The 17271-nt window shown below is 43.1% G+C and carries 15 protein-coding genes; 8 read left to right on the plus strand and 7 right to left on the minus strand.

Annotated features, from left to right (window positions below; genetic code table 11):
- Positions 1–138 precede the first annotated feature (138 nt).
- The 6 genes from NI455_RS12000 to NI455_RS12025 all read left to right on the plus strand — a co-directional run bounded on the left by NI455_RS12000 (position 139) and on the right by NI455_RS12025 (position 5894).
- The gene (locus NI455_RS12000; protein ID WP_253114366.1) at positions 139–453 is read left to right on the plus strand and encodes a hypothetical protein; all 315 of its coding nucleotides are present in this window, start codon (positions 139–141) and stop codon (positions 451–453) included.
- Between the two features lie 24 nt (positions 454–477).
- Entirely contained in the window at positions 478–1740 is a 1263-nt protein-coding gene (locus tag NI455_RS12005) for a hypothetical protein (protein ID WP_253114368.1), read from the plus strand.
- Between the two features lie 747 nt (positions 1741–2487).
- Positions 2488–2619 carry a hypothetical protein gene (locus NI455_RS15505; protein WP_004647016.1) on the plus strand — a complete coding sequence of 44 codons (132 nt, stop codon included), beginning with the start codon at positions 2488–2490 and terminating at the stop codon, positions 2617–2619.
- Positions 2612–3055 carry a CopG family ribbon-helix-helix protein gene (locus tag NI455_RS12015; protein ID WP_004280384.1) on the plus strand — a complete coding sequence of 148 codons (444 nt, stop codon included), beginning with the start codon at positions 2612–2614 and terminating at the stop codon, positions 3053–3055. The genes NI455_RS15505 and NI455_RS12015 overlap by 8 nt, the downstream gene beginning before the upstream one ends.
- Before the next feature lie 11 nt (positions 3056–3066).
- Positions 3067–4875 (plus strand): allophanate hydrolase, encoded by a 1809-nt coding sequence (atzF, locus tag NI455_RS12020; RefSeq protein WP_253114371.1) that lies wholly within the window; start codon positions 3067–3069, stop codon positions 4873–4875.
- Positions 4872–5894 (plus strand): ABC transporter substrate-binding protein, encoded by a 1023-nt coding sequence (locus NI455_RS12025; RefSeq protein ID WP_253114373.1) that lies wholly within the window; start codon positions 4872–4874, stop codon positions 5892–5894. Before atzF ends, NI455_RS12025 begins: the two co-directional genes overlap by 4 nt.
- Before the next feature lie 88 nt (positions 5895–5982).
- Here the strand turns inward: NI455_RS12025 and NI455_RS12030 are convergent, their stop codons facing one another.
- The 5 genes from NI455_RS12030 to NI455_RS12050 all read right to left on the minus strand — a co-directional run bounded on the left by NI455_RS12030 (position 5983) and on the right by NI455_RS12050 (position 10109).
- Positions 5983–6312 (minus strand): DMT family transporter, encoded by a 330-nt coding sequence (locus tag NI455_RS12030; RefSeq protein WP_004731048.1) that lies wholly within the window; start codon positions 6310–6312, stop codon positions 5983–5985.
- Positions 6313–6320: 8 nt separating this feature from the next.
- Complete coding sequence (locus NI455_RS12035) at positions 6321–7202, minus strand: hypothetical protein (protein ID WP_253114375.1); 882 nt, start codon at positions 7200–7202, stop codon at positions 6321–6323.
- The gene (locus NI455_RS12040; protein WP_253114377.1) at positions 7199–8206 is read right to left on the minus strand and encodes an isopenicillin N synthase family dioxygenase; all 1008 of its coding nucleotides are present in this window, start codon (positions 8204–8206) and stop codon (positions 7199–7201) included. The genes NI455_RS12035 and NI455_RS12040 overlap by 4 nt, the downstream gene beginning before the upstream one ends.
- A gap of 77 nt (positions 8207–8283) precedes the next feature.
- A complete protein-coding gene (locus NI455_RS12045; RefSeq protein WP_253114379.1) occupies positions 8284–9165 on the minus strand; it encodes an ABC transporter ATP-binding protein in 882 nt (293 codons plus the stop codon).
- On the minus strand, positions 9165–10109 hold the full coding sequence (locus tag NI455_RS12050) for an ABC transporter permease (RefSeq protein WP_253114381.1): 945 nt from the start codon (positions 10107–10109) through the stop codon (positions 9165–9167). The genes NI455_RS12045 and NI455_RS12050 overlap by 1 nt, the downstream gene beginning before the upstream one ends.
- A 318-nt stretch (positions 10110–10427) precedes the next feature.
- On the opposite strand from NI455_RS12050, the gene mtlD reads away from it, so the two are divergent.
- Positions 10428–12554 (plus strand): bifunctional mannitol-1-phosphate dehydrogenase/phosphatase, encoded by a 2127-nt coding sequence (gene mtlD, locus NI455_RS12055; protein WP_253114384.1) that lies wholly within the window; start codon positions 10428–10430, stop codon positions 12552–12554.
- Between the two features lie 65 nt (positions 12555–12619).
- Here mtlD and NI455_RS12060 read toward each other — a convergent pair whose 3' ends face one another.
- Both NI455_RS12060 and NI455_RS12065 read right to left on the minus strand, forming a co-directional pair.
- Positions 12620–13624 (minus strand): CmpA/NrtA family ABC transporter substrate-binding protein, encoded by a 1005-nt coding sequence (locus NI455_RS12060; RefSeq protein ID WP_253114387.1) that lies wholly within the window; start codon positions 13622–13624, stop codon positions 12620–12622.
- Positions 13625–13634: 10 nt separating this feature from the next.
- The gene (locus tag NI455_RS12065) at positions 13635–14213 is read right to left on the minus strand and encodes an ANTAR domain-containing response regulator (RefSeq protein ID WP_253114390.1); all 579 of its coding nucleotides are present in this window, start codon (positions 14211–14213) and stop codon (positions 13635–13637) included.
- A 503-nt stretch (positions 14214–14716) separates the two neighbouring features.
- Between NI455_RS12065 and nirB the strand changes: the two genes are divergently transcribed.
- On the plus strand, positions 14717–17263 hold the full coding sequence (gene nirB / locus NI455_RS12070) for a nitrite reductase large subunit NirB (protein ID WP_253114391.1): 2547 nt from the start codon (positions 14717–14719) through the stop codon (positions 17261–17263).
- Positions 17264–17271 lie beyond the last annotated feature (8 nt).

Here is a 17271-nt window from a genome sequence, read left to right on the forward strand (position 1 = left end):
ATTATCAAAGTTCTGTTGCTTTAGCCTGTATATTTTTATGGCTACCTTTATAGGGTTAATTATGAACAGTAAATGTCAACAGACCCTAATAGTTTAGTTTAAAATGATATTTATACTTACAATAAATTTTCTAATGTTATGACAAATACACGAAGAGATAATTTTTCAAAACCTGTTGTGAGAGCATTAAGAGAACGGGTAAATAATCTTTGTTCTAATCCAGATTGTGGTAAGCAAACAATTGAGCCACAAAAAGCTACCTTAGATAAAATTAATCTTACTGGTACAGCCGCACATATATGTGCAGCAAGTGTAGGAGGACCAAGATATGATGAAACTATGTCTCAGCAAGAGAGAAAATCTATAGAGAATGGAATTTGGTTATGTAATCATTGTGCTAGAAAAATTGATATAGAACCTGATGCATATTCTGTTGAGTTATTAAAAGAGTAGAAAAATAAAGCTGAGCTTAAATTATTGGCGAATAGTAATAGTCCTCTATATGCGGAAAGTGAGTTTCAAAAGGAAGCACAATTAAGGGTGCTTGAAAGTCATAGATCAGGTCAAAGCTTTATAGGTGTGGCAAATTCTTCTTTAAATACTATTTCTAAAATAGTTCAAGAAGAGCTTAGGATACTTGATCCAAGACTAAATATTTCCTGTGACTATATCAATAGCACAACTCATTATAGAATAGATGTGGCAGAAGATAGTGAAGAGTCAGTAAAAATTAATTTTAAACCTAATAGTGCTGAAGAGTTTACCAAGAAATATACTAAGTTAATTGAAGGTGGGGAAACTTTTGAAATAGATGTTGATGCCATTAGTTCTAATTCAGAAGCTTTAAATGTTATTTTTCCTTCTCAGATAAAGGATGGAAAGCTATATGTTAAGAAAAATAGCGATTTAAGAGGAGAGTTAGAGTTTTTTGATGAAAAAGAAAATCTTATCTTGAGTGGTAATTCTGAGGTGGTTTATGGAGAAAAATCACATTCTTTAGAAATTACGAAATTTGACGGTTTAATGACCATAAAGTATAAAAATTCACCTATCAAAATTGGAGAGCCGAATAAAATACATTTTGAGATTTCTATCCATCTTAAAAATTGGGATGATATACCAGTCGAACGACTAACTTATTTTAATCAGATTAAAAGAGTATATAAGCTTCTCGCAGAATGTAATCAATTAAAGGTTAGACTTTCAGTAAATGGAATTGAAATATCATCTGTAATTACTGAAAATTTTCAAAAAGATTGGATAAACTCTATGTATATATTATTAGAATATGTAGAAAATGCTAGAAAAATCAGTGAAAAATTAAAGGTAGATGTTTTTTTTAGGTCTGATTTTCCACTAAATAATACAGAAATTAACAATTCTTACGAAATAGTTGAGTTGTTAGCAAATAAAAGTCACGAAAAGAAATTTTCTGCGTTCAGTAATTTTATTCCAAATAATGAAAAACAAGAATTAGATGCAATCTTTGCACAAGAAGACTATGAAATTATTATTCTTGAAAATAGAAAATTGAGTAATTTTATATTGTTAGACACTAAGGTTAAGTCAACCAAGATTTATATAAAAACTACCATTATTAATCCTCTTTTTGAGGTGGTTGAAAAAACAAAAAATAAAGAAGGTAGAATAGAATATAAGTGTAAGGTTCTACCTAAGGATGAAACTAGTTATTTAAATCGAGAGGTTTCTTTAGAGCCTTTTAACTTACAAAAAAATTAATTTCAGAAATTAAATAACGGTTTTAAATTTTACGATTGTTCATTCGTAAGCTCGAAACCATTTTTTTGGAAAATTCTAAGATTCCAAAAATAAACTTAGTGGATCATTTGATTTATCTAAAGTAAAACTTAGATCGGCAGGCTATCGCTTAGTATATCAGCTTATCGACTTCAAAATTGTCGTTTTGGTACTAGATGTAGATCGTCGAGATGCCATCTATAAAAAGATGTGAAAATTTTTTCTGGAAGTGCTTGCCATTGCTAAAACATCTTTCAGCCACACTTTGATGCACCCTCGAACCCCAATGGTGCAAAATGGTCTATTTTTTAGGCATACTTAAAAAATAAATCATTCTTGTTTTGCCTCTTTTTACGTATGTAATTAATTTCCCACGCATTCTGTTTAAATCTATTCTACTTTTATATTGTGGCACGCTTAATGCTTTTATTTATATACAACATAAATAGAGGATAGACATACACTTGATCACTCATAATCACAAACATCGGTTAACCATTCATGTATAAAAAGAATAGCAAGGACATGAGCAATCAAAATGGAATAAACCGGTGAAATACAAAACTTACTTTTGCTTTAGAACAAGCCCCATTTCAATGTTATGGGGCTTTTTTTCGCCCTTTTAAGCAAGTTTATTTACCTCATCCAAATAACTAAAAATTGGCACGCTTTCTGCATTTTCCTAAGTAATACGAAATTCTGGTTTTGTAATATCCCTAGGAGATGCACATGAACAATCCGACATCAAATAAAAAAATGCATCCATGGCTTCACTTTCTGGTTGAGCTGCTCAGTGTACGTGCAGGCTTTCACATTAAACAGTCTTCCCAATATCAACCCAAGGATCAACATCGTGCCTAAACAAAAATTGGCACGGATCAGTATTACCGTGCCAGAAACCACGCTACATGCGATGGATCAAAAAATTGTCGAGCAGCACTATGAAAGCCGTTCGCAGGCCATTGTCGACATGATTAACCGTCACCTGATTGATGATCTGGTGATTCGCGATGAAGTCATGGTTGGCACACTTACTTTGCTCTATGACGTCAGCCTTAAACCGCTACGCAGTCAGCTGGTCGATCTGCAACAGCAGTATCTGGCGCAAGTGATCAACTCACTTCATATCCAGCTGGATGATGAAAAAATCCTGCAAGTCATGCTGATGCAGGGCGCGAGCAGTGATCTGAAAGAAATAAGCGAACAATTTATTGCACTGAAAGGCGTGATTAAAGGGCATCTCGAACTGATGGATGCCGTCATGCCACCCATTCCACAAAATACCGAACACACTTAAGGAGAACAGCTGTGCACAACTTATGGACTGTACAGGACTGGCAACACGCCTACCAGAATAACAATATCCAGCTTAGTGACCTGATTGAGTATGTTGCCGGATTGAATAATGACGATCATGCCTGGATTTCAATTGCAACAGCAGCACAATTACAGGCACAAATTGATCCATTAACTGGTGCAGATAGTGCAAGCTTGCCACTTTATGGGGTGCCATTTGCAGTCAAGGACAATATTGATGTTGCAGGGTTCTATACCACAGCAGCATGTAAAGAGGTAGCTTATCTGGCAACTTCCGATGCAACAGCAGTCGCCAAATTAAAAGCTGCCGGCGCGATTGTCGTGGGTAAAACCAATCTGGATCAGTTTGCGACGGGTCTGGTTGGTGTGCGCTCCCCATACGGCGCGGTAAAGAACAGCTTTAATCCTGAATATATCAGTGGCGGCTCGAGTTCGGGTTCCAGTGTAGTCGTCGCAAACGGCTTAGTGCCATTTTCACTGGGTACAGATACTGCAGGTTCAGGACGTGTACCGGCAGGGCACAATAACATTGTCGGACTCAAACCGACCAAAGGCTGGTTCTCGACTACCGGCCTGATTCCGGCTTGCCGCACCATCGATGTGATTTCGATTTTTGCCTTAACGGTGGATAATGCCTGGCAGGTAGCGCAAGTCATGCAGGGCTATGATGCCAGCGATGAGTATTCCAGAACGCATCCTCAAAATGTTCCTAGCCAATTTTCAAAAGGGAAAATTGCCATTCCAGATACACTGGAATTTTATGGCGATGCTGAAACTGAAAAAGCATTCCAGCTGGCGATCGCACGTGTACAAAGCTTGGGTTATACGGTTGAGCCGATTGATTTTGCTCCATTTCAACAACTGGCAGCGGCCTTGTATAACCGCTCTTGGGTAGCTGAACGTACCAGTGCCGTGGAAAAAATGGTGCAACGCGAGCAGACCCATCCGGTAATTGGCCAGATTATTGCACAGGCAGACCGGTTCAGTGCGGTCGATGCCATGCAGGATGAATATGAACGCGCCCGCCAGAGCCGTGTTATTCAAAATACACTGGCAGATTATGATGCCTTGATGGTGCCTACGGCACCCACCATTTATCGCATTGCAGAGGTAGAAGCCGATCCTCTGGTGAAAAACAGCCACATGGGCGCTTATACCAATTTTGTCAATTTTGCCGACCTGTCGGCTTTGGCATTACCAAATAGTATTCGTGCCGATGGTCTGCCAACGGGTGTGACCTTTATTGCGTCAGCCTGGATGGATGAAGCACTGGCCAAATTCGGGCAAAAATGGCAGCAGGCGAGCCAGTTAAAGTTAGGCACATCTGAACGCCTGTATGAAAAAACAACTGGAATCTCATCAGGTCACAACGTGAAACTGGCTGTCGTCGGAGCACATCTGACCGGAATGCCGCTGAATTTTCAGCTGACCACACGTGGTGGCACCCTGATCAAGCAGACCCGGACTACTTCGCATTACAAACTCTACGCTTTAAAAAATACCACACCGCCAAAACCTGGCCTGCAATACAACGCGAAAGGTTCTTCAATTGAAGTCGAAGTCTGGGACATTCCGCGTGCACTGTTCGGGGACATTGTTGCAGAAGTGCCAGCACCATTGGGTATTGGCAATGCCCAACTGATTGATGGTACATGGGTTAAAGGCTTTATCTGTGAAGGCTATGCGCTTGAAGATGCTTCCGATATTAGCCATTTCGGTGGCTGGCGCGAATTTATGAAATCAAAACAGCTTTCAAATACTAAATTTAAATGTGAATGCATAGGGGAAATCGCAAAATGATCAAAAAAGCATTGATGTCAGTCTCTGTACTGTCTGCAATTTTATTGGCGGGCTGTGACAATACTGCCAAAGTTCCTGAACCGAATGCCAAGGCTGAAGGTACTGTAAATATTCAACCCATCCGTATTGGTTATAGCGACTGGCCGGGCTTTGTGGCCTGGCAGGTAGCGATTGAAAAAGGCTGGTTAGAGGAAGCTGGAGTCAATGCTGATTTTAAATGGTTTGACTATTCAGCTTCACTTTCAGCCTTTGCCGCCAACCAGTTGGATGCGGTCATGGTCACTAATGGTGATAATCTGGTCACTGGCTCTGGTGGGACTAAAGGCGTGATGATCATGGCGACCGATTATTCAGCCGGGAATGACGTGATTATTGCCAAGAATGGTATTAATTCGATTCAGGATCTGCGCGGTAAAACCGTAGCCACTGAAAAAGGTCTGGTCGATCACTTACTGCTGTCTACGGCACTGGATGATGCCAAAGTTGGCCTGAATGAGGTCAAACTGGTCAATACCATGACCAATGAATTGCCACAGGTATTTGCAACTGCCGATATTGATGCAATTGCGGTATGGCAGCCAGTGGCGAATCAGGCTTTATCCGCGGTGGCCGGTTCCAAGATTATTTTCACATCTAAAGACAAGCCCGGTCTGATTTACGATACTTTAACCGTTAATCCGACCCATCTTGAAGCCAATAAAGAGCAATGGAAAAAGGTGATTCAGGTCTGGGATAAAACGGTGAAATACATCAACGACCCGGCGACTCGTGAAGATGCCGCACAGATCATGTCTAAACGTGTCGGGGTCGATGCGAAAACTTATATGCAGTTTCTTGACGGCACCCATTTACTCGATTTAGCAGCGAACAAGAAAGTCTTTACCAAGGGTGATGGCTTCGATTCGATCTATGGTTCCAGCTACCATGTCAATAAATTCAATGTGGCCAACGGCATTTATACGACAGAAATGAATGTAGATGGTGTGATTGTTCCGACCTTGGTACAAGAACTCAAATAGAGCATATATCCTCATTTAGGAATGTAATCTAAACCCATAAAAAATCCCCAGATTGGGGATTTTTTATTATCAGATCAATATCAAAAAATTAAAGCTGCGTACTTTTAGAAAAGACATTGATAAAAATAATGCCAATAATCATGAATGCCAGCCCGATCAGTGCAGGAAGATCCAGTTGCTGTTTAAATACCAAGAGACCAACCGTTGAAATTAAAATAATGCCGGCTCCTGACCAGATCGCATAAGCAATGCCCATCGGGATGGTTTTCATGGTTAGTGACAGAAAAAACAGGGCAATGGCATAACCCAAAATGGTAGCAAGCGAAGGCCAGAGCACACTAAAACCATTAGAGGCTTTAAGTGCAGAAGTCGCAATAACCTCTGCAATAATGGCAATCGACAGATATAAAAAAGACATATTTCTCCCTATAGCACCCGTTCTGCATGCTGCATCAGATGTTCCCGTTCTGAATTGAGCCAGCTTTCAGCTTCTGTAGTCGTTGGCGTCCTGTATTGAAATTCATAGTCCGGCTGATATATATCCAGCGCAAAAATCAGGTCAATGTCGCGACCATCTAAAATGACGTGCTGAACCAGACGGGTTTCATCGAGAACTTCAAAATTTTCCAGATGAAAGGCTTTGCCTGTCTCACTGCTGCGAGTGCTATAAGTTTTGCTTTGACTATCAGTCCCAATAGATACCTCAAAACTTTCTAACAAGGTAAACACGGTCGGTTCGACAGCTTTAAAGTCCATTTGAGCGACTGTACTTTGCACTTCTGGTAAACGCGTCAGGGCATAGGCAATATGATTGCCACAAATCATCAGGCCACCATCCATTTCCAGCTCCTGACCAGATTGAACATCAAACGCAGACTTAAGACGCAGGCCTAAAAATAAACCGTGCTGTACCTGCTGTCGCCAGTCTTCGACATAAACATTACTGGGAGAAAATTCCAGAATGCAGTTACCAATCGCATGTAGCTTAGCTGGTTCCGGCCATTGCACATGATTCTGGTAATTGGCGTAGTCTTTCACTTCCCAGGACAAGAGTTGGCTGGCACTATCCCAAAGTGTATTGCCAATCCAGCCTTGGCGTTCCTGAACAGCAGTTCCCGTCTGGCTTTTTAGACGAAGATCAATAGTAAAACTGCGCGACTGAAACCAGTACACAATGGTATTTTCATCAGTCAGGCCATTATAAAAACTGATACTTTTACGCCGGAAAGCACCGTATAAAAAGTCCGGAATAATCTCTGGCTGAGGGGTGGTGGGCTTTAAAGTCTTAATCACTTCAAACAGATTCATGATGCTGTCTCCGCCTGTTCTTCAAGTCCAAAAGAGGAAAGTGGTACAGCATTTTTTAAGATCAGTTCACCGCTAGCAATGCGCTGTTTTAAATATTGAAAGGTCTGGGCGGTCTGATTAAACAGATGCTCACCCCCGATCAGGGCAGAATATTTGGAATTTTCAGTGTGAATAACCGGTTCAATCACGGTGTCATAATTGCAGGCGCAAAACAGCGGGAATGAATAACGTTCTTCCGAGACCTTTTTCACGCGGTGCTTGGTGGCGAGATATTTACCATTCGACAGAATTTCCATCATGTCACCGATATTCATCACCAGGGTATTTTCAATCAGAGGAATGTCGATCCATTCGCCGGTTTTATTTAAAACCTGTAAGCCGGGCGCGGTTGGTAACAGCAAGGTAAAGCATTCGTAATCGGTATGTGCGCCAATGCCTTCGGCATCTTGCACTTCCGGATTATAGGGATAATGAATCAAGCGTAGCTGACTTGGTGCAGCAGTAATTTTGCTTTCAAAAAAGTCCTCACGAACGCCCAACGCCAGTGCAAAGGCAGAAAAAATCTGCCGGCTGATCTCACGCAGATGACTATAGTATTGGCTGACAATAGACTTGAAATCCGGATGGTCTGGCCATAAGGTGGGCCCAAGTAAAGGACAGTCTTTTCTTACCCCCTGATAATCATAATTGACATCATAGGCTTCTTTTAAATCATAACTGTTGCCGGCAAACTGTTCTTCGCCAATCGGCACATAGCCACTATGGTTTTTTGATTTGCCAATATAGTGCTGCATTTTGGTGTCCAGATCCTGAGAAAAATAGGACTGGGCCATTTCAATCAGGGCTTTGGCGTAATCAGAATTAAACTGGCTACCTTGCAGATAAAGAAATCCGACTTCTTTACAGGCATGATCCAGAGCATGAGCAACTTCAATACGATCGGCTAAATCCGGACTTTGTAATTTTGAAATATCAACCAGTGGGAGTACATATTGCGCTTGCATGATAATCACCTCTAATGTTGGTCGTCCAACACAGCGATTAAAACCTTCGGGTCGTCCCAAAGGCATTTTGGATAAGATTATTTATTGCTGCTGACCTTGGTCATACGCGGAATGACCGGCAGTTCTGCCAGTGCCGGATCCAGTTCATCTTCTTCAGCATGCACCAGATAATCGACACGTTGTCTTAACTGTTTAAATTCAGGACTAAGCATGACGTCTGGATGGCGTGGACGAGGTAGATCAACTTCGATAATTTCCTTGATTTCACCCGGATTGGCTTTCAGCCCCACAATACGGTCGGCCAGTAAAATGGCTTCATCCATATCGTGAGTCACAAAAATGATGGTGATGTCGATATTTTGCCAAAGATCCATCAGATGACGCTGCATTTTTTGCCGGGTATGCGGATCGAGTGCTCCAAAGGGTTCATCCATCAACAGGATCTTCGGTTCATTGACCAAAGCCCGGGCAATCGCGACACGCTGTTTCATCCCGCCAGACAGCTCATGCGGATACTGGTTTTCATACTTTTCCAGACCAATGATATTGATCCATTCACGTGCCTGCGCTTCGGCCGCTGCACTACTTTGGCCTTTCATGCGCGGGCCAAACATGACATTTTCCTTGACGGTTTTCCATGGAAACAGGGTATAGCCCTGAAACACCATGCCACGCTCCGGACTTGGGCCGGTAATTGGCTGGCCATCCACCAGAATCTCACCACTGCTATAAGGATCCAGACCGGCGACTACACGGCTAAAGGTTGACTTGCCGCAACCGGAAGGCCCAATCACACAGATGAACTCCCGCTTATGAATTTTCAAATCAAGGGCATTTAAAACCGTACGCTCGGTTTTGCCATGACTGAATGATTGGGTCAGCTGTTTGGCTTCCAGAATCACCGGACGGCTATAAATCTTGTCAAAGTATTCGCGGGTATTAAATTCAGTGTTTTGCATCAGTTAGCTCCCGGTTTCCATTTAAATAAGCGTTGTCCCAATTTCATCAAGATCACATCACACAGCAGACCAATCACCCCGATAATCAGGATCGCGGCAAAGACATTATCAAAGTTCTGATAGCGGGCTTGCTGGGTAATGAACCAGGTAATTCCGGAGGTGCTGCCGATCAATTCTGCTACGATCAGGTATGTCCATGCCCAACCCAGCAGCACACGCAGATTGCGGTAAATTTCAGGCAGGGCCGCTGGAATCACCACATGCAACAGGCTTTTCAGTTTATTGGTGCCCAAGGTAAAACCGGCTTCAATCAGGCTGCGATCCACCAGACGTGTGGTATTGGCAATGATCAGGATTTGCTGGAACAGGGTTCCTATCACAATAATGGCAATTTTGGGTGCATCATTAATTCCGAGAATTGCCACTGCCAGTGCACCAAAGGCGGGAGCAGGTAAATAGCGGAAAAACTCAACAAAGGGTTCGGTCAGCTGGGAAATTTTATTTGAAAATCCGCATAAAATACCGAGTGGAATACCAACCAAGGAAGAAATAAAGAACGCGGTAAAGACCAACTTGATACTGTGCCACAGACTTTCATGAAACCAGGGTGCATTGGCTTGGGTAGGCTCCGTGGTAAAAGCTGTGATCAGTGCAATTGCCACTTGATGCGGTGCAGGCAGATAAATCGGGTTGACCAGAATACCCTGCGGCGGAGCCAGACCCTGATCTACCGCAGACTGAGCAGCAGAAAAAAACTGGTCTTTATCAATACGACTTTCGACCTGTAAATAGGCAACACTACCTGAATCAGTAATCTGGACTTGTGGATGCCAGATAAATGGCAAGTAGCTGACTGCACACCAAATTAAAATTGGTATTAAAAAAGACCCCAAGCCAAACAGCAATTTATTTCTTTGACTGAGTTCACGTGCAACGTAACTCATAGTGTTGCCCCTCAATATTACAAATTTTATAAAACGTAATACTGACTAAGCAAAATGGATGCCATGATGAGGGGAAACAGCCAAAATGTTAAAATAATCTTATATTTAAAAAGAAAATTTAAAATGAAAGGTAAGGATGGCAACTTACTTAAGTTAACATTCTGATTACATGTAGAAACATAAAACATGGAATTTTAGTCTTTATTGGTTATTTTTTGATCCAAACTATTTCATATCTTTACATCGGTTTAATTCGACCCAGCTTTTCTTTAAGGTATTGCTCACTTCTTAACTCATTGAATTATAAAAAGGGGAGCAATGTTAGAGTTTAAAAATCAAATCGTACATGGCGCAATTTTCGATATGGATGGAACCATGTTCGATACGGAACGCTTGCGCTTTCAAACCTTGCAGCAAGCTTCACGTGAGCTGATTGGTGTCGAATTTTCTGAAAGTTATTTAATGCAGTGTTTGGGCCTCAGTGCCCGTAGTGCAGAGCAGCTAGCCAAAGAGCGTTATGGACAGGATGTGCCCTATGCTGAGATTCGCCAGCGTGCCGATGTGCTGGAACTGGAACATGTACGTCATCACGGTGTTCCCATTAAAAAGGGTTTATTGCAGGTATTGGAACGCTTACGCAAGGCAGGCCTGAAAATGGCGGTGGCGACTTCAAGTCGCCGTGCAATCGCAGAAGAATATCTGATCAATGCCAATGTCTATAAGTTTTTTGATGTGCTGGTGTGTGGCGATGAGATTAAACAGGGGAAACCTCATCCGGAAATTTTTATCAGTGCAGCCGAAAAAATCAATTTAAGCCCGGCCCAGTGCCTGATGTTTGAAGATTCTGAAAACGGTTTGCGTTCTGCCTATGATGCAGGTGGTATGACGGTACTTTTCAAGGATATCAAAATACCGAACGAGTCCATGCTGGCACAAGCCCAGTATTATTATGAAACGGTCGAAGATTTTTTAATGGAACTGAACCAGTTTGTTCCGGTTCTGGACATGCCGGAACTGAATACTGCTTTTCCGCAAACACTCAATCAGCTGACTGTCGGGATTCACGGTTTTGGTGCAATTGGGGGCGGTTATCTGGCTCAGGTATTATCACACTGGGATGGATACACTCGTCCGCGCAAAATTATTGCTTCGACACGTAATCCGCTGTATCAATCTAGCGTCAATGCTTTTGGCACTTACTGTATTCGCTATGGCCAGAATTCTTTTGACCAGCGTATTGAAAATATGAGCGTGATTGATGCGCATGATCTGGAACAAATGCAGAACATGTATATTGAATCCAGTCTTGTAGCAGTCTGCGTACCTGAGGAAGCGCTGGTTTCTGAAGCAGAGGTCATTGCACAGGGCTTATACGCACGTTATCTGGCTTATGAGCAGCAGGATCAGCCACTGACAGTTTTAATTATCCTGAATAAAATCGGCGCTAAACAACGGGTAATGCAGCAGATTCTGAATAGTCTGCGAATGATTACTGATGGACAGACAGCCCAGAAAATTATGGATCAACATTATTTCTGTGACACCGTGGTCAACCGTATGGTGTCCAAGCTGTCAGACCAGAAACTGTACCGTCAGCTGCGTATCAAATACAACATGTTCAAGCAATATCAACTGGATGAGGATCTGTCCGTAGTTGATCTGGATGATGCTACGGCACTGAATGCAGAACAGGAACATCAGGCTGGGCTATATATTGAAGACCTGCGCCGTAATTTCCAGCCGAGTCATATTCTGCAGTCTATGGATCTGATTCTGTTTAATGCTGAAACAGATATGCCGATTTATGTAGAAAATAACAGTCCGTTACTGGCGAAAATGCGGCAGATGATTCTGGTGGATGATATTGCCAATATCCAGCTGATTAAAAACCGCTTATGGAATGGCGTGCATGCGATGATGGCGTGGTATGCCAGTCTGCGTGGACATCAGACTATTGGTGTTGCCATGTCTGATCATACAGTCAGAAAATTTATGCACCAAGCCTTAGCTCAGGTGAAGCATGGTCTCTGCTACCAGATTCCAAAACATGCCTCAGACCTGGAACGTATGGCTCAAAGCTTTAGTGAATCCTGTGCCAATGCTTATCAGGATCCATGCGCGCGTGTAGGTCGTGAACCCCTAAGAAAACTTGAGTATAATGAGCGTGTTATGGGGTCATTGGCCACCTTGCTTAAATATAGCTTAGCTTATGATGTTATATTAAAAGGAGCGGTGCTCGGTTATGTCTATGCTCTCGAGCAGGGTGAATGCGGGCAGCAGGAACTTTTGATGCATTTGCAGATTCAGTTGAGACATATGGCATTGGAGCCACAGCTCTATGAGGCGCTATATGATGAAATGTCACAATTCATCAATCAGATTATTGCTGGAAAATTGTCCTTGCAGAAATTCATGCAACTGGATTTACAGCGGGCATTAAGCTAAATAAAACATTAAATAAAAAAGACCCGGAATTTCCCCGGGTCTTTTTTATGGGAATATACAAAGTATTAAACAGTGCTAGATTCTTGTTGATAAATACAGGATTGTGCAATCTGTAGCTGATCATCCACTGACAGATCAATATCTTCCCATTTCTGCATCTGCTGCAGGAGCCAGATAAAATCATCGACTTTCGGTTTGGCACTTTCTCCAACAAAATTCCGGATAATATTCTTGATCTTGTAAAAGTCATAAACATGCCGCTGGGTGGAACATTCAAACTGAATAATCTGATAATCCACCAGCATGTCCCATACTTCTGATAAATCACTGCGCTGCTTTAAATCATTCTGCGCTTTTTGTACTGCCTTGACCACTGCCTCTACAGTAAATGGATGCTGTTCTGCCCATTCCTGGGTCATGGCCAAGACTTTATCGGCAACTTTTGGAATGACATTCTGGCTCGCCGCAACGATAAAGCTATAGCCTTCAAGTTTGGCCTGAATATTCCAGGGTTCTCCCACACAAAAACCATCGAATACTTGTTCCGAAATTCCTTTTACCATGGAAGGCGGTGGAGAGGTCATCAGCTGGATATTCTTGGCCAGTTGTGGATCAGTCAGCGCCAACCATTCTTTTAAACAGTAATGGTGAATTGAATATTTATAGACATAGGCCAGATTGATGGGATGATTCTGTTGTAAAGCCTGCACCAGTTTTTTTGAGGTACTCTGTTCATCATCCCCAGGCTGGATGCCGAGTTCATAGCACCAATCCTGGCGCAGGCTAATAAAAGCCTGATTCACGCTCAGTACTAGAGGGGTTTGCAAAGCCACCTGTAACTGGTCTGTGCCCAGGGCAGCAGCGGGCAACATGGCGGATAGACAATGTGCAGCATCCAGAAAGCCATAGGCCAGACGGTCACGCAAACTTGACCAGGAAGCTTCACGGATTAAATTGATGGTTAATCCTTGCTCGGAAAAATACCCCTGTTTTTCGGCCCAGAGAATGGCGACACAATCAAGTAAAGGAATATAGCCAATATTGAGTTCAGTTTTTTCTAATGTGGACATATGCTTTTCCTTATTGGCCCAATAACAGCTTTTGTGCATCCAGTAAGCGTCTGGCCATTTCACCAATGGTAATCCGGTGACTCATGGCATTTTTACGCAATAAAGCAAAGGCTTGTTCTTCCGTTAAGGCATGTAGCTGGATGAGCAGTGCTTTGGCTTTATCAATATCTTTACGATCAATCAGCTTGTCCTGGGTTTCTTTTAAATCATCCAGCAGCTTTTTATGTTTGCGAAACTGTTCAATTGAAATTTCCAGAATGCTTTCTAGTTTAGTGGGATCAATACCATCGACAATATAAGCCGTGATTCCGGCATCAATTGCACTTTTGATGGTGTCTTTATTGGAGTTCTGGGTAAACAGCACGGTCGGAAGTTCATATTGGCTGACACAGCTTTCAATAATATCCCGATGCGGATGATCCATATTCAGCAGGATCACATCTGCATGAATACCTTTGACATGCACCATATTCAGGTCATTCAGGATTAAACAGGCCACCACCTGAAAATCATGTAAAAGTAGGGATTCCTGGATGAATTGGGCGCGCTCCAAATCATCATCAATAAGAGCAATTCGTAATTTGGACATGGAATATTTTCAAGTAAGGCCTAAGGAATATTCAAGCAGGATTAAAGCAAAAAACATGCCATTAAATTGGTGCATAAAATTCTATTTTTCTGTTCAATTTAGTGCACAGCTTTAGATATTTCAGCTGATAGCTCATCAAAATGAAGCATTTATATTAAACGTCTGCCTGAAACAAGGCATTTATCTATTAAAAAAGTTGGCACGGTTTCTGCATTTATTAAATCGTCAAAGATGACTTTCAATACTAACAACGGCCAACGATGTCCGTTCTGATCGTAATTGCATTTTCAAAAAATGTGATTGGTATTTCGTTCAGCACAGGATAAATGACATGGTCAGTTGTTCAGCAATACAAAACGTACAAGCGTTTCAACCCTTCCTCCAGCATTACAAAGCGCTGGGTCGCGGTATTTACAACATATTCAATCAGCAGACATATCAATGCCTAGACGTGATATGTGGCTTTTTATCATCTTTAAAAAAACAATAGTTGGAGTGCAGATATGAAAATTCTCATGATTGGGCATGGCATGGTGGGGCATAAATTCATCGAATCTGTACTGGAACAGGCCGGTGATGACATTGAGCTGACCATTTTGGCAGAAGAGCCACATTTAGCTTATGACCGGGTACATTTGACCGAATATTTCAGCGGCAAGTCGGTCAAGGATCTGAGTCTGTGTCGTAGTGATTTTGCCGATGCTTATGGCATTGATTTGCGACTTAATACTAAAGCGGTTGAAATTGATCAGCTCCATAAAACCGTCACCACCAGCCAGGGTGATGTGCTGAGTTTTGACAAGTTGATTCTCGCTACCGGCTCTTATGCCTTTGTACCCCCAATCCCGGGCAATGATCGTCAGAATTGCTTTGTTTATCGTACTATTGAAGATCTGGATGCCATTCGTGCAGCTAGCCTGAATGCAAAAACTGGCGTAGTGATTGGCGGCGGCTTGCTAGGGCTGGAAGCAGCGAAAGCTCTGCGGGATCTGAATCTGGAAACCCATGTCGTAGAATTTGCTCCGCGTCTGATGGCGGTGCAGATTGATGATCTGGGCGGCCGGGTATTGCGCTCTAAAATTGAAGACCTTGGTGTCAAGGTACATACTCAAAAGGCCACGTCGAGTATTGAAGATGGTGACAGCACTCAGCATGTAATGAAGTTCGGAGATGGTTCGGTACTTGAAACCGATATCATCCTGTTCTCGGCTGGGATTCGTCCGCGTGATGAACTGGCGCGCCAGAGCGGCTTACTGATTGGTGAGCGTGGCGGCATCATCATTAATGATTATTGTCAGACCTCACATCCGGACATTTATGCCATTGGTGAATGTGCACTTTGGGATAATAAAATTTATGGTCTGGTTGCACCGGGCTATGACATGGCCCGTATCGCGGTGAAACACGTACTAGGACAAGAAAGTCATGCATTCGCTGGTGCAGACATGAGCACCAAACTTAAACTGATGGGGGTGGATGTTGCCTCTATTGGTGATGCACACGCCATGTCCCCAGGTGCCTTGAGCTATTTCTATGCTGATGAAGCGGCGCAGGTTTATAAAAAAATCGTGGTGTCAGCAGACAAGACCAAGCTGCTGGGCGCGGTGCTGGTGGGCTGTGCCAAAGAATATAGCGATCTTTTACAAATGATGCTGAATGGTCTGGCTGTACCGGAGCAACCGGAAAGCCTGATTATGCCGGGCTTTGATCAGTCAACTTCCAAATCGGGTGGTAGTGGCATCGATTTATTGCCTGACAGTGCGACCATCTGTTCCTGTAATAACGTTTCCAAAGCTGATATCTGTTCAGCCATTGATGGCGGTGCAACTTCATTGGGTGCACTGAAAAAATGCACCCAGGCTGCAACGGCGTGCGGTGGCTGTGCGCCATTGGTGACGCAGGTTCTCAAATCTGAATTACAGCGTCAGGGTGTCACGGTGAACAATCACCTGTGTGAACATTTTGCCTATTCACGTCAGGAACTGTATCACCTGGTACGTGTGCATGAAATCAAGACATTCTCTGACCTGATTCAGCAACATGGGCACGGCATGGGCTGTGATATCTGCAAACCGACTGTAGCCAATATTCTGGCATCCTGCTGGAATGATTTTGTGCTGAAACCAAGTCATGCTGGTTTGCAGGATAGCAACGACTACTACCTCGGCAATATCCAGAAAGATGGTTCCTATTCGATTGTGCCACGTGTGGCAGGCGGCGAGATTACCCCAGATGGCTTGATCACGATTGGTCAGATCGCCAAAGATTATGGTCTATATACCAAAATCACGGGCGGACAACGAATTGACATGTTTGGTGCGCAGGTACATCAACTGCCTGAAATCTGGGAAAAACTGATCAATGCCGGTTTCGAATCTGGACATGCCTACGGCAAATCCTTACGTACGGTGAAATCTTGCGTGGGTAGTACCTGGTGCCGTTTTGGAGTCGATGATTCTGTCGGCTTGGCGATTTTCCTGGAGAATCGTTATAAAGGCCTGCGTTCACCACATAAAACCAAAATGGCAGTATCCGGCTGTACCCGTGAATGTGCAGAAGCACAGAGCAAGGATGTCGGTGTCATTGCCACGGAAAAAGGCTGGAATCTATATGTATGCGGAAATGGCGGCATGAAACCGCGCCATGCTGAACTGCTCGCCTCGGATCTGGATACTCCCACACTCATCAAATATATCGACCGCTTCTTTATGTTCTATATCCAGACAGCAGACCGTCTGCAGCGCACCAGTGTGTGGCGTGACAATATGGAAGGTGGGCTGGACTATCTGAAAGATGTCATTGTGCATGATTCGCTCGGCATTGCCGCTGAACTGGAAAGCCGTATGCAGCATGTGATTGGCACTTATCAGGATGAATGGCGCACTGCGATTGAAGATCCTGAAGTGCGCAAACGCTTTAAGACTTTTATTAATGCCAAAGTAGCCGAGCAGAATGACCCGCATATTCAGTTTGCGCCTGTACGTGGCCAGATTCGTCCAAAGACAGAAGCTGAACGTGATTTAAACCGTATTCCAGTGGTTGAAGCCTAAATACCACA

It is taken from the genome of Acinetobacter lwoffii (assembly GCF_024129435.1).
GTDB lineage: Bacteria > Pseudomonadota > Gammaproteobacteria > Pseudomonadales > Moraxellaceae > Acinetobacter > Acinetobacter lwoffii_F.

What these genes read in the sequence shown, in the direction of transcription:
- NI455_RS15505 (WP_004647016.1), top strand. Translation starts at nt 2,488, where the DNA reads ATGAACAATCCGACATCAAATAAAAAAATGCATCCATGGCTTCACTTT.
- NI455_RS12065 (WP_253114390.1), bottom strand. Translation starts at nt 14,213, where the DNA reads ATGTCCAAATTACGAATTGCTCTTATTGATGATGATTTGGAGCGCGCC.
- NI455_RS12025 (WP_253114373.1), top strand. Translation starts at nt 4,872, where the DNA reads ATGATCAAAAAAGCATTGATGTCAGTCTCTGTACTGTCTGCAATTTTA.
- nirB (WP_253114391.1), top strand. Translation starts at nt 14,717, where the DNA reads ATGAAAATTCTCATGATTGGGCATGGCATGGTGGGGCATAAATTCATC.
- mtlD (WP_253114384.1), top strand. Translation starts at nt 10,428, where the DNA reads ATGTTAGAGTTTAAAAATCAAATCGTACATGGCGCAATTTTCGATATG.
- NI455_RS12035 (WP_253114375.1), bottom strand. Translation starts at nt 7,202, where the DNA reads ATGAATCTGTTTGAAGTGATTAAGACTTTAAAGCCCACCACCCCTCAG.
- NI455_RS12060 (WP_253114387.1), bottom strand. Translation starts at nt 13,624, where the DNA reads ATGTCCACATTAGAAAAAACTGAACTCAATATTGGCTATATTCCTTTA.
- NI455_RS12000 (WP_253114366.1), top strand. Translation starts at nt 139, where the DNA reads ATGACAAATACACGAAGAGATAATTTTTCAAAACCTGTTGTGAGAGCA.
- NI455_RS12045 (WP_253114379.1), bottom strand. Translation starts at nt 9,165, where the DNA reads ATGCAAAACACTGAATTTAATACCCGCGAATACTTTGACAAGATTTAT.
- NI455_RS12030 (WP_004731048.1), bottom strand. Translation starts at nt 6,312, where the DNA reads ATGTCTTTTTTATATCTGTCGATTGCCATTATTGCAGAGGTTATTGCG.
- NI455_RS12050 (WP_253114381.1), bottom strand. Translation starts at nt 10,109, where the DNA reads ATGAGTTACGTTGCACGTGAACTCAGTCAAAGAAATAAATTGCTGTTT.
- NI455_RS12040 (WP_253114377.1), bottom strand. Translation starts at nt 8,206, where the DNA reads ATGCAAGCGCAATATGTACTCCCACTGGTTGATATTTCAAAATTACAA.